Origin of the sequence: Paenibacillus violae (assembly GCF_032461945.1) — a bacterium.
Taxonomy (GTDB): Bacteria; Bacillota; Bacilli; order Paenibacillales; family NBRC-103111; genus Paenibacillus_E; species Paenibacillus_E violae.
Genome location: NZ_JAWCUD010000002.1, coordinates 67,965 through 80,850, shown reverse-complemented (window position 1 = coordinate 80,850; position 12,886 = coordinate 67,965). Strand labels below are relative to the sequence as shown.

9 protein-coding genes are annotated in these 12,886 nt (G+C 46.7%); 8 read left to right on the top strand and 1 reads right to left on the bottom strand.

Annotated elements, in window-relative coordinates; translation table 11 throughout:
* Positions 1 to 29 precede the first annotated feature (29 nt).
* From RQP52_RS07310 to gcvPB, 7 genes are all read left to right on the top strand, one after another.
* Positions 30 to 1,310 carry an ABC transporter substrate-binding protein gene (locus RQP52_RS07310; RefSeq protein ID WP_315950520.1) on the top strand — a complete coding sequence of 427 codons (1,281 nt, stop codon included), beginning with the start codon at positions 30 to 32 and terminating at the stop codon, positions 1,308 to 1,310.
* A gap of 69 nt (positions 1,311 to 1,379) precedes the next feature.
* Positions 1,380 to 2,333, top strand: a complete 954-nt coding sequence (locus RQP52_RS07305; protein WP_315951471.1) for a carbohydrate ABC transporter permease — start codon at positions 1,380 to 1,382, stop codon at positions 2,331 to 2,333.
* Positions 2,330 to 3,142: a carbohydrate ABC transporter permease gene (locus RQP52_RS07300; RefSeq protein ID WP_315950519.1), complete on the top strand. Its 813-nt coding sequence runs from the start codon at positions 2,330 to 2,332 to the stop codon at positions 3,140 to 3,142. Before RQP52_RS07305 ends, RQP52_RS07300 begins: the two co-directional genes overlap by 4 nt.
* A gap of 20 nt (positions 3,143 to 3,162) precedes the next feature.
* Positions 3,163 to 6,309 carry a glycoside hydrolase family 2 TIM barrel-domain containing protein gene (locus RQP52_RS07295; RefSeq protein WP_315950517.1) on the top strand — a complete coding sequence of 1,049 codons (3,147 nt, stop codon included), beginning with the start codon at positions 3,163 to 3,165 and terminating at the stop codon, positions 6,307 to 6,309.
* A gap of 16 nt (positions 6,310 to 6,325) precedes the next feature.
* On the top strand, positions 6,326 to 7,108 hold the full coding sequence (locus RQP52_RS07290; RefSeq protein WP_315950515.1) for an SDR family NAD(P)-dependent oxidoreductase: 783 nt from the start codon (positions 6,326 to 6,328) through the stop codon (positions 7,106 to 7,108).
* Positions 7,109 to 7,202: 94 nt separating this feature from the next.
* Complete coding sequence (gene gcvPA / locus RQP52_RS07285) at positions 7,203 to 8,603, top strand: aminomethyl-transferring glycine dehydrogenase subunit GcvPA (protein WP_315950514.1); 1,401 nt, start codon at positions 7,203 to 7,205, stop codon at positions 8,601 to 8,603.
* 28 nt (positions 8,604 to 8,631) lie between these two features.
* Entirely contained in the window at positions 8,632 to 10,191 is a 1,560-nt protein-coding gene (gene gcvPB / locus RQP52_RS07280) for an aminomethyl-transferring glycine dehydrogenase subunit GcvPB (protein WP_315950512.1), read from the top strand.
* A 230-nt stretch (positions 10,192 to 10,421) separates the two neighbouring features.
* Here gcvPB and RQP52_RS07275 read toward each other — a convergent pair whose 3' ends face one another.
* Positions 10,422 to 11,552 (bottom strand): helix-turn-helix transcriptional regulator, encoded by a 1,131-nt coding sequence (locus RQP52_RS07275; protein WP_315950510.1) that lies wholly within the window; start codon positions 11,550 to 11,552, stop codon positions 10,422 to 10,424.
* A 326-nt stretch (positions 11,553 to 11,878) separates the two neighbouring features.
* On the opposite strand from RQP52_RS07275, the gene RQP52_RS07270 reads away from it, so the two are divergent.
* Positions 11,879 to 12,877, top strand: coding sequence for a radical SAM protein (locus tag RQP52_RS07270; RefSeq protein WP_315950508.1), 999 nt, complete (start codon positions 11,879 to 11,881; stop codon positions 12,875 to 12,877).
* Positions 12,878 to 12,886 lie beyond the last annotated feature (9 nt).

The window sequence follows — 12,886 nt, the reverse complement described above, 5'->3', positions numbered from 1 at the left end:
ACTCATTCACGGAGAGGGGAGCTGACAGCATGAACAAGAAACTTTCACTCATTGTTCTTACAACAGCAATGGCGGTAACGACGCTTTCAGCATGCAGCAGCAATAACGAGGGTACGACTAGCAAAGCGACACAACCGGCGAAAGGTAACGATGCTGCTACAGAGAAGACGCTTCGATTCGCTACATGGGATACCGGGGATGCGCTGAAGATCGAGCAAGATATAGCGAAGAAGTTCGAAGTCAACCATCCCGGAACGAAGGTTCAGGTAGAAGCATACGCCGACGGTTTCGACCAGAAGCTAGCTGCGGGCTTCGGCGCTACGAATCCTCCCGATGTGATGTACATGTGGGATTTCCCAACGTATCATCAATCGCTTGAACCCCTGGGCAGCTATGCCGACGGGGACAAAGACTTGGAGAAGGATGATTTCTATAAAGGTTTGTTCAATTACGCAACGATTGATAACAAACTCTATGGAATCCCGGCTGGTTTCACGACTCGGGTCGTGTATTACAACAAAAAGATGTTTGATGATGCCAAGATTCCTTATCCGAAGGACGGCTGGACATGGGACGATTTCCAGGAGATCTCCAAGAAACTGACGGATAAAGCCAAGAAACAATATGGGTTCGGTGTTCGAGCGGATAATGATACGTACGATCTGCAAGGGTTTGTATGGAGCAATGGCGGCTCCTATATCTCTAATGACGGCAAGACGATTAACGGGTTTATGAACAGTAAAGCAACAGCCGGAGCCATTCAAATGTTCGGCGATATGGTCAAGAACGGTTCGGCCGTACTGAGCGGAGGCAAAGGACAGCAAAGCGGTGAGGATATCTTCAAAGGAGGCAAGATTGCAATGTGGGAAAGCGGAATCTGGCCGTTGGAGTCGTTCAAGGAAGCAGGGATTGATGTAGGCACAGTGGAGATGCCGGCATTTCCAGGCAAACCGGTCAAAGGCGTGATTGCTGAATCTGCTCTATCCATTGCAAAGGATTCCAAACAGAAGGATCTCGCTTGGGAATTTATCAAATATTATGTTTCCAATGAAGCGATCAAGATGCGCGTAGCGGATTTACCGGTCAGAGTAAGTGTCGTCAATGAGCTTAAGAAGGATCAGGACCCTCTGTACAAGCCGTTTTACACGATGCTGCAGCGTTCGGATAATTCACCGGCTTTCCTGCTTAATCCCAAGTGGAATGAAGTAAACCGTCAGCTATCTTCGGCTGTAGAAGCTATCGTGCTTGGCAGCAATGCACAGGAAGCGCTGGATCAAGCTGTCAAAGACAGCGAGCGTTATTTGAAATAAGATTTCTACAGAAAGAAGGTTAGGGAGATGGCTCAAACCTACCCGCAGCAAGCAAACGCAGGGAAATCAATGGCCAGCCTCAAGCCTAGAAGGAAACCAAGTTGGGGTGGGGTAGCTCCCTACCTCTTCATTTTCCCATGGATCTTCGGATTCCTAGTGTTCACTTTAGGGCCGTTGTTATTTTCGCTTGTTATTTCGTTTTTCGATTGGCCGATTGTAGGTAAAGTACGCTTTATCGGTTTAGGCAATTATGTGGATATGTTTACGAAAGACCCGCTGTTCTGGAAATCGTTCTGGGTGACAATCAAATTCGCAGCACTGTTTGTTCCGCTAAATATAGCGGTTGCGCTTGGACTAGCGATTCTACTCAATCAGAAAATTCACGGCAGTGCAATTTTTCGAACCGCATTTTACCTGCCCTCCGTGATCTCAGGTGTGGCTCTAGCTATGATCTGGTCTTGGGTGTACAGCGGCGATTACGGTATTCTGAATTATTTTCTGTCGATCATCGGCGTCAACGGTCCAGACTGGTTGAATAGCAAACAATGGTCGCTGGTGGCGATGGTAATTGCCAGTCTATGGGGGCAAGGCTCGATGATGCTCATTTTTCTAGCAGGACTCAAAGGGATACCGAAAGATCTATACGAATCTGTTTCCATCGATGGGGCGGGTAAGCTCAGACAATTCTTCAGCGTGACGATTCCGATGCTCAGCCCGACCATTATATTCAATCTGATTACGTCCATTATCGCGGCGTTTCAACAGTTAACTCTTGCTCTCCTGCTTACCGGAGGCGGTCCGCTGAAATCAACGTATTTCTATGCGATGTACATGTACGAGAATGCTTTTAAGTTTTTTAAAATGGGTTATTCCGCGGCTAACGCATGGTTCATGTTCCTGATTGTCCTCAGTTTGACATTCCTTGTATTTAAGTCATCCGAGGCTTGGGTGTTCTATGAAGGCGAAATGAAGCAAAAATCACAGAAGAAAGTGAAATCCGGCGGAAGGAGGCGGTCAGCATGAAAAGGATCATCGTCTACACGATGCTGATTATCTGCTCGCTGCTGTTCGTCGCTCCGCTGTTTTGGGCGGTGACGACGGCGGTGAAATCACCTGCAGAGCTGTACCTTTTCCCGCCCAAATGGATTCCTTCCGTATGGAAATTCAGCAATTTCACTGATGCATGGACGATTCAGCCTTTTAACCTATTTCTGAAAAATACCGTTATCGTAACGTTGATGTCAACGCTCGGCCAATTGATATCCTGTACGCTCGTAGCCTATGGATTTGCAAGATTCCAATTTAAAGGCCGCGATCTGTTGTTTCTGATTGTGCTTGCTACGATGATGATCCCTTGGGAAGTTACCATGATTCCGCAGTATATGGAGTTTAACTACCTGGGCTGGATCAATACGCTCAAACCGCTTATTGTTCCGTCTTGGTTCGGTTCGGCTTACTTTATCTTCTTGCTGAGACAGTTCATTCTGACACTTCCTCGCGAACTGGATGAAGCCGCAACGATTGACGGGGCAAATAAGCTTGCTATTCTTGTGCGAGTCATTGTTCCGCTTATGGGACCATCGCTCATCTTAGTTGGTGTCTTCCAGATTATGAGCTGTTGGAACGATTATCTGGGACCGCTCATTTTCCTTAATGATCAATCAAAATATACGCTGACGCTTGGATTGTCGCAGTTCAAAGGGATGTTTGGCGTCGATATGCAGTCCATTATGGCAATCACTTGCCTGATATCCATCCCGCCGCTCGCTGTATTCTTCTTCGCGCAGCGCTACATTGTCGGTGGTATCGCGGGAACCGGGATTAAGGGGTAGATTCGAGAGGAGAGACAACGATGCGTAACGAGAAAGCAACACGTGATTGGGATAATCTTGCGGTTCTGGAGCGCAACCGCGCGAAGTGCCGCGCGTATTTCATCCCACATTCCGACCCGGCCGGAGCTTTGAGCTATGACCGAGGGAGCTCCCCTTGGTTCAAATCATTGAATGGCCGTTGGAAGTTTCATTATGCGAAGGGGCCTGAATGGGCGCCGGAAGATTTTCACTTAGAAAATTATGACATGTCGGGTTGGGAAGAGATTCAAGTTCCGAGCCATTGGCAGCTGAAAGGATATGGAAATCCGCATTATACGGACTTATATTATCCGTTCCCGGTTGATCCACCGCATGTGCCTAACGATAATCCGACGGGCAGCTATGTGCGAGAGTTTGAGCTTCCACCGCATTGGGATGGAAGAAAACTGGCCGTGAAATTCGACGGCGTGGATAGTGCCTTTCACGTATGGGTCAATGGGATATTCGTCGGTTACAGCCAAGGCAGCCGATTGACCTCAGAGTTTGATTTGACGCCATATGTGAAGCAAGGGATCAATCGTATGGCGGTTCGTGTCTACCAGTGGTCAGACGGCAGCTATTTGGAAGACCAGGACATGTGGTATATGAGTGGTATTTTCCGAGATGTGTATCTGATTTCGGAGCCAGCTTCCACGCGGATCGTGGACTATCGCATCGTTACCGAATTGGACGCGGACTATAGCGATGCGACTTTATCTATTCAAGTTGAACTGCATGGAGATGCTCTGCAAGGGAAACTCCAACTACAGTTGCTGGATCATAAAGGTGTATATGTTGCTTCGGCTGTAGAGCAAATCAATGCCAGCAGTGCGGAACAGACGATTCTATCATTTTCGATCCCAGTTACGAAGCCTGCACTTTGGAGCGCTGAAGCTCCAACACTTTATCATTTGACGATTTGTCTCGTAGATCAGAACGATAAAGCCGTGGAGGCAGTTGCCCAGCGGGTTGGCTTCCGCAAGATCGAAGTACAGGACGGCCAGTTTTTGGTGAACGGCAAGGCCATCCTGCTAAAAGGCGTAAACCGGCATGATCACCACCCGGATACGGGGCGCACAGTGACACTGTCGACCATGATTCAAGATGTGAAGATGATGAAACAGCATAATATCAATGCGGTTAGAACCGCTCATTATCCGAATGATCCGCGGTTCTACGATATTTGTGATGAATATGGCTTATATGTCATGGAAGAAACCGACTTGGAAACGCATGGCTTCGAGCCTTTGGGCAATATTTCACGATTAAGCGATGATCCTGCCTGGCAGGAAGCTTATATCGATCGCATACGCCGTATGGTGGAACGGGATAAGAATCATCCTTCTGTTCTGTTCTGGTCACTAGGCAATGAGTCCGGCTTCGGCTGCAACTTCCGTGCGATGTCGGCCTGGTGCAAACAAGCAGATCCAACGCGCCTCATCCATTATGAAGAAGACCGTGAAGCGGAAGTGTGCGATATAGTGAGCACCATGTATTCTTCTGTGGATAAGATGATTGGCTTCGGACAGCTTGTGGATCATCCTAAACCGCATATTCTATGCGAATTCGCCCATGCCATGGGGAATGGTCCAGGCGGACTCAAGCCGTATTTTGATACCTTCGATGCTTATCGAAGACTGCAAGGTGGTTTCGTTTGGGAATGGATCGACCACGGAATCCGTAGGAAGACTGCGGATGGCAAAGACGATTACGCTTACGGCGGAGACTATGGCGATGTGCCGAACAACAGCAATTTCGTCATCGACGGTCTTGTTCGTCCGGATCGAATACCTTCCCCAGGTCTAATTGAATACAAGAAAATTATTGAGCCTGTAAGGGTCGAGTATCTAAAAGATAATCGCATACGCATCATGAATCGCTATGATTTTGTTACGCTGGATCATCTCTGTGCTGATTGGAGTGTGAAGGTAGAAGGGCGGACAGTTCAAAGTGGCATGCTTGCTCTGCCGCGAATTGGCCCAGGTGAAAGCGTAGAGGTACACGTTCCTGTAAGAGCAGATATGCAATTCGTTTTAATGGAGAAATATGCGGAGCGCTGGTTGAATATCGGCTTCACGCTTGCAGCAGATTGTATCTGGGGTAATCGTGGTCATGAGGTAGCATGGGCGCAGCTCGCTTTAGAAACAGCCTGGAACAGTGAGCAAACGAGAAATGTCGGAGTAAGCGGAAATTCGTCTGCTTACGAAGCAGCTAGTCTGACTAAGCGGAGCTTGTCCTGCACAGAGGAAGGGCGCAAGCTCATCCTCGCAAACGATTCATTCCGAATCACCGTAGACACCCGGTGTGCAGGAATAGGTTCGCTTCGAATGAACGGCCAAGAGCTAGTGAACACGGGGCCGCGCCTACATTTTTGGCGTGCGCCGATTGATAACGATATGTATGTCTTGCCTGACTGGTACAAGGCGCATCTCAATAGACTTACTGAACGAATCGGTGATTGCCGTTGGGAGCGATTGGACGAAGGGACGATTCGTATCACTTGGAAGTCTCGCATTGCACCACCTGTTTTCGACTGGGGCTTCCAATGTGAAACGGTCTACACCATAACGGGCTCAGGTCTTATCGTGATCGACGTGCACGGTGTTCCAGAAGGTAAGCGCCCGGCCATGTTACCGAAGATTGGACTCCAAATGGAGATACCTGGGGACATGGACGCCGTGAAATGGTACGGACGTGGTCCAGGGGAGAGTTACTCCGACAGCAAAGAAGCAGGACGGTTCGGTGTGTATCAGGTATCTGTAGATGAACTTTTCACGCCTTATATTTATCCGCAGGAAAACGGCAATCGGACCGATGTAAGGTGGGTATCCATCACAGACGGCGCCGGAATCGGACTGCTCGCGGTTGGAGCACCAACACTTGAATTCAGTGCACGACGCTATACCGACGCTGACTTAGAAGCAGCCAAGCATGCTAGTGAACTTGTTCCACGTGATTACATTACACTCAACTTGGATTACAGGCAGAATGGTCTAGGCAGCAACAGCTGTGGACCCGCGCAGTCCCAGGAAAACACAGTCACATCAGAAGAATTCCGTTTCAGGATTCTGCTTAAGCCCTATTTATCCGAAGATACCTCACCTGAGCGGTTGAGCCATCATATGAAATCTGAAGTGAATAAGCTATAACAGGAGGATACAAAGCATGCTTCATACACAAGACGTTTTAAACTTATCGGGAAAAATAGCGGTTGTGACCGGCGGTGCCTCAGGCATTGGCCTTGCGACCGCTGAACTGTTAGCCAGCTTTGGAGCTTATGCCGTTATTCTTGATATTAACGAAGCACAAGGTGAACAGGCGGTAAATGGCATCAGACAGCAAGGTGGACTAGCAAGTTTCTACCGCTGTGATGTGTCTTCTTCCGCAGAATGCCAGCGTATTGCAGCAGAAATTGATGCAGCACATGGACGAATTGATATTTTATTCAACAATGCTGGAATTATTCGCCGTAAAACGGTCGTTGAGCTGGAAGAACGCGATTGGGATCTAGTGATTGATGTCTCTTTGAAAGGCGTTTATCTGCTATCCAAATCTATCATCCCAATCATGGAACGTAATGGCGGAGGCAGCATCATAAACTCAGGATCCGGTTGGGGTCTTAAAGGCGGAGATCGCGCTGCTGCCTACTGCGCTGCCAAAGCTGGTGTTGTAAATTTAACGCGGGCTATGGCTATCGATCATGGCGTCGCCAACATTCGTGTGAACTGCGTATCACCAGGCGATACGGACACGCCGCTGCTGCGTGATGAAGCGAAGCAGCTGCAGCGAAATGAGGCTGAATTCCTAATCGCCTCAGCCGGAGGCCGCCCGCTGGAAAGACTCGGAACACCGCGAGATATTGCTAATGCAGTCCTATTTCTGGCGAGTGACATGTCTTCCTGGGTAACGGGAAGCGTGCTTGTTGTAGATGGTGGAGGCATTGCCTAAGGGAGATTCGCATCTAGCAAGCTAGGCAGTTAAAAATCTATGAAATCGAGTTTTTAAACTACTTTTAAAAGTACGACGAATGGAGGCGTTACCTTTGCCTAATAACAGAACTTATGCCCATCCTTATATACCGAATACCGTACCTGAGGTTCGTGATGCGATGCTGAAGGAAATAGGCCTGACTCGAATCGAACAACTTCATGACGCCATTCCGGACAGCTTGAAGCTGAATCGGGAGATGAACCTCCCGCCAGCCATGACGGAATATGAGCTGCGGCGCCATATTGATGGCCTGCTCGCCAAGAACAAGCACGGTGCTGCTTATTTGAATTTCCTCGGAGCAGGCTGTTGGCAGCATTTCATTCCAGCTGTTTGTGATGAAATTAATCAACGATCCGAGTTCGTTACTGCGTATGCCGGTGAACCTTATGAAGATCACGGACGATTTCAAACTCTGTTTGAATACCAAAGTTTAATGGCTGAGTTGGTTGATATGGACGTCGTGAATGTCCCTACCTTTGACTGGGCACAAGCGGCATCAACGGCGATTCGAATGGCGGGGCGCATTACCGGCCGCAGTGTTGCCCTAGTTCCCAAGTCAGTTGATCCCGACAAAGTCATGATTATTAACAACTACTGCACGCCTGTAATGGAGCTGCGTTTTATTGAAATTGATGAGGCAACTGGCAAAATGGACTTGAATGATTTGCGCAGCAAGCTAACTAACGAGGTAGCTGCGGTATACTTCGAAAATCCCGGTTACCTTGGGATTATCGAAGACCAAGGGCACGAGATTTCGGAGATTGCTCATTTCGTAAAGGCTATCTCCATCGTTGGTGTGGACCCCATCTCACTCGGTGTTCTTCAACCTCCTAGCCAATATGGTGCAGATATCGTCTGTGGTGATTTGCAACCGCTCGGGATGCATATGAACTACGGCGGTGGTCAAGCCGGATTTATCGCGACGCGCGACGAAGAGACGTATGTGATGGAATATCCTTCTCGTTTGTTCGGCATCGTGCCAACAGAGGTTGAAGGCGAATATGGCTTCGGCGACGTGGCCTATGAGCGCACATCCTTCGCGCTTCGTGAGAAAGGGAAGGAATCTGTCGGTACCCAGACCGCATTATGGGGCATAACAGCAGGTGTGTATCTGTCCTTGCTTGGGCCAACCGGTATGCAAGAGGTCGGCGAGACCATCATGCAGAAGTCACAATATGCGGCCAAAAAACTCTCCGCCATTCCAGGTGTTTCCCTGCGGTTCGCAGAGACAGCATTTTTCAAGGAATTTGTTGTTGATTTCAACGATACAGGCCTAACTGTCGCTGAAATTAATGCGCGCCTTTCTGAAGCGGGGATATTCGGAGGCAAAGATTTGTCCGGTTCTTTCCCTGCTTGGGGACTATGTGCCCTCTATTGTGTTACTGAAATTCATTCGCAAGCTGATCTTGATCGTCTTGCAGACACCATTCAAACCATTGTTCGCCAACCGTGATCAACTTAAATAGAAAGGATGGAACGCCATGAAACGAATTCGCAGAGACCATAAAGTCCGCAATTTTCATCAAGCCAAATGGGATGAGCCGGTTATATTTGAACTTCACCGTCAAGGTGAGCGAGGGGTCATTCCGCCGGCAACGGAGGCTGGTATTACAGCTGAGGTAGGAGATGGGATAGGCAGTATTCCTTCTTCTATGAAGCGAAAATCAGCGCCGGCTTTGCCCGAAATTGGCCAAGCGAAGGTCCTTCGTCATTATCTGCGCCTATCCCAAGAGACACTTGGCTCCGATTTGAATGTTGAGATCGGACAAGGCACTTGCACGATGAAGTATATTCCTCGCATCAACGAAATGCTTATCCGTACGCCCCATTTAATGGAACTGCATCCCTTGCAGGAGGCTGATTCCGTTCAGGGCATGCTGGAGATTTTCTATAAGTTGGACCTTGCTATGCGAGAGATTAGCGGGATGGATGCGTTCTCGTTCCAACCGAGCAGCGGGACGCAAGCCTTACTAGCGATGGCTTCCATCGTTCGCGCCTATCATGATTCGCGGGGGGAGGGGGATCAGCGGGATGAGATCATTACGACGATTTTCTCACACCCTTCCCAAGCGGCGACAGCGGCAGTGAAAGGCTACAAAATCATCACACTGCATCCTGATGAAGATGGCTTCCCAGACATAGAAAAACTGAAGAGTGTAATCTCCGAGCGAACAGCTGGTTTTGTCGTTGCGAATCCGGAGGATACGGGCATCTATAATCACCGAATTCGCGAGTTTACCGACATTGTCCACGAAGCGGGTGGAGTATGCTTCTACGATCAGGCCAACGCTAACGGCTTGCTTGGCATTACGAGAGCGAAAGAAGCGGGCTTTGACATGTGCTTTTTCAATCTGCATAAGACTTTTGCTGCTCCTCATATGTGCGGTGGGCCAGCGACAGGTGCACTAGGTGTAAGCGAGGAATTGAAACGCTTTTTGCCTGGACCGCTTGTGGATTACGACGGAAGCCGTTATGTGTTGAAGTCTCAGACGGCAGACAGTATCGGCAAAGTTCGCAGCTTCCACGGGGTTGCACAGACTGTTCTGCGTTCCTACGCTTGGATTCTGAGCCTCGGTCCGGATGGACTGAAGCAAGTCGCTGAAATCGCGGTTCTAAACAACAACTATCTGTATCACAAAATCCTGCAAATTCGCGGAGCGAGCGCACCTTATATCAAAGGACGCCGTCTCGAGCAGGTTCGCTACAGCTGGAAGCAGCTTACCGATGAGACAGGTGTCACGACAGAAGATATCACTCGCCGCATGTGTGATTTCGGTCTACACTACTGGACGTCCCATCACCCGTATATCGTGAAGCAGCCGTTTACCTTGGAACCGACAGAGTCGTATTCCAAAGAGGATCTGGACGAATACATCCATGCGCTGGAGCATATTTCGCATGAGGCCTACACACAACCGGAAATTGTGAGGTCAGCTCCGCATAACAGTACTGTCCATCGGAACGATGAGTCTTCGCTAGACGATCCGAAGCAATGGTGCATTACTTGGCGGGCGTATTTGAAAAAGACTCAGCTGGTATAAAGAGAGGCCCCGTGTGGGGCCTTTTCTGTTTATGATTGATATTTGCATTTTCTACAACATTTCACACGTCAAAAGACTAAATTGCAGCTTCAGGTTGCAGTTTGTAACCTATTGTATTAGTGATTAAAAGGTGTTTAGACTAGCTGGTTTCGCATTTAGTAGATAGTAGAAATATTTGCTGGTAAGGTGAAGTTATTTATTTTATGAAGTAACAAATGTGTAGTTGACTTTTATGATTGTTCACCTTGGAACAGATTTGCCAAAAAAATCTTCTTCACAACCTCTCTCCTGCTTCTTACACCAACTTTGTCAAAAATATTGCTGAGATGCTCCTGAACTGTATAAGGCGAAATGGAAAGTTTTGATGAAATTTCTGATGAACTGTTGCCTTTAGCCACAAGATGAACAACTGCATTTTCTTGCGGAGTCAATCCGTAAGCAGTTGTCTGAAATTTGATGAGATCGCGTTGCACGGCAGGCCCAAGAATAATTCCAATTTTTCGATTTCTATCATCATCGGCGCTCATTTCATAGGCTTTGATGGTTATCCAGCGTCCACTCCGACCATAACGAGCAAGTTCGGGTATGATTTCGAAATCATTTTCGGTTTGCATCGACTGCGATTTTTTGAGGGCACTAACTACTTGTGTAATGTAAACAGGAAGTTCAATGCGGCACCACTCAGGATGAAGCTCTCCTAATTCATTTAACCAAAGTAAGGCAGCATTTGTATAAGACTCGATGTAACCGATGGGATTGTAAATAAGGAGACCCGGGATGTCTAATTCCTGCATAGTATCAGTTGGCTCTATAGAGGCAAGCTGTTGCTGCAATGCCGTGCGAAAGGCTGTACCAATATGGGGTGCAAGCTTTGCTAGGAGCCAGGCATCTTGCTCGGAATAGGGAGTTGTGGATTTTTCACGAGCTAGCACCATCGTGCCCCACATATTTTTTCCGGTATACATGACGGCACGGATTTCGTCGTTAAGGCCGATCGGTTTGTATAGCATTTGATGGCGGTAGGCTTGACCAGTATTTCCCATTGTTGCTTCCGATAACCGGTCCACTGGAAACCGGGAATTCATTAATCGCCTATAAGCTGGAAGGTAGTCCTCAAAATATAAATGCTCAAGAAAAATATGCTCCACATCGCTTACAGCATGATTATGTACACCTCTCCGCACATTTGACGTGATTAATCCTGTTGCAGGATCAACCGTTTGAAAGCAACAAAGATCGGATTGCATAATGGGGTGCAATTTGCTAATGATTTCAAGACGCAATTGCTGATCGTCTAATCCAGAGTAACACAAGCGCTTTATTTGAACCAACACTCGTTGATAATTCCCGTTGAATTTCATCACTTATCGTCTCCCCTAACACAAGACTACCCCCAATATATTGGTATACAGATTGTATCATTCTTGGGTTTATAATGAAATAAGTAAAGAGGACCTTTGTAGAATCTTTACAAGGTAGTATAAAAGGCGCTGTGAAAGCATTGACTACATATAGTCGTATTCGATCGGCGCGAATATCAAAGTGGGCATTTTTCCTTCGAGAACAAGAAAAAGGTTCTTTGGGATAAATTTATGGAAGGGGTGATACACAAAGTTTCAATGGAAATTGCTAAATATTAGGTGAGATAAATTTTGCTACTTGATTGATTAATATTTGGAGGAAATCAATGTCTGTTAACCCATTATCAAAGGCTCAATTATATCAGATGTTATCACCTAAGGTTCAAGAGTTTATTCTGTTACCAACAGAACAGTGTAATTTTAGATGTACGTATTGTTATGAAGATTTTGAAAAAGGTAGAATGTCCAAAGAAACTATAGAGGCTTTTAAACAATTACTTGCTACTAGAATGCCAGAATTAAAACATTTAACATTGAGCTGGTTTGGCGGAGAACCTTTAGTGGCAAAAGATATTGTAATGGATATTTCCTCTTATGCTTTGGAGTTATCACAGAAGTATAATGTGGATTTTCACGCAGGAATGACAACAAATGCCTATATGTTAAATAATGAGCTATTTAAAGCTCTTTTAGAGGTAGGCGTTAATGCTTATCAAATTTCGTTAGATGGATTTGGAGAGGTACATGATCAGACTAGAAAGAGAGCCGATGGCAAAGGAACGTTCAATCGCATTTGGAAGAACTTATTAGACATTCGTGATAGTGACCAGAAGTTTACAATAAAATTACGGATCCATCTTGATTATGATAAGGTAAGTAACATTGAGCCCCTTATCAGAGAACTGAGAGAACATTTTGTAGATGATCCACGTTTTACCATTATGCTTAAACCTCTGGCTAAACTCGGAGGTAAGAATGATGCAAATATGGATGTGATTTCAAGGCAAGACGAATCCACGATCTTAGAAGAATTATACTTGCGTCTCTATGGTCATAAAGTGGAGCATGAATTTCTAAAGGATTATGTATGTTATGCTGCAAAACCGAACTCATTAATCATACGTTCTGATGGTTCTTTAGGGAAATGCACTGTGGCATTAAATGATTCTCGTAATGCGATCGGTCAATTACTTTCTAATGGCACCATACAAGTAAACCAACAGTTATTACAAAATTGGACACGAGGAATTAGTAATAATGATCGTTCGGAATTAGCATGCCCTTTAGCAAGTCTTCCAGACACATTATTAATGAGTGGAATCTAAAATAATTTG

Excerpts from the sequence above, each read along its gene's own strand:
- RQP52_RS07310 (WP_315950520.1), top strand. The coding sequence starts at position 30 with ATGAACAAGAAACTTTCACTCATTGTTCTTACAACAGCAATGGCGGTA.
- RQP52_RS07305 (WP_315951471.1), top strand. The coding sequence starts at position 1,380 with ATGGCCAGCCTCAAGCCTAGAAGGAAACCAAGTTGGGGTGGGGTAGCT.
- RQP52_RS07300 (WP_315950519.1), top strand. The coding sequence starts at position 2,330 with ATGAAAAGGATCATCGTCTACACGATGCTGATTATCTGCTCGCTGCTG.
- RQP52_RS07295 (WP_315950517.1), top strand. The coding sequence starts at position 3,163 with ATGCGTAACGAGAAAGCAACACGTGATTGGGATAATCTTGCGGTTCTG.
- RQP52_RS07290 (WP_315950515.1), top strand. The coding sequence starts at position 6,326 with ATGCTTCATACACAAGACGTTTTAAACTTATCGGGAAAAATAGCGGTT.
- gcvPB (WP_315950512.1), top strand. The coding sequence starts at position 8,632 with ATGAAACGAATTCGCAGAGACCATAAAGTCCGCAATTTTCATCAAGCC.
- RQP52_RS07275 (WP_315950510.1), bottom strand. The coding sequence starts at position 11,552 with ATGAAATTCAACGGGAATTATCAACGAGTGTTGGTTCAAATAAAGCGC.
- RQP52_RS07270 (WP_315950508.1), top strand. The coding sequence starts at position 11,879 with ATGTCTGTTAACCCATTATCAAAGGCTCAATTATATCAGATGTTATCA.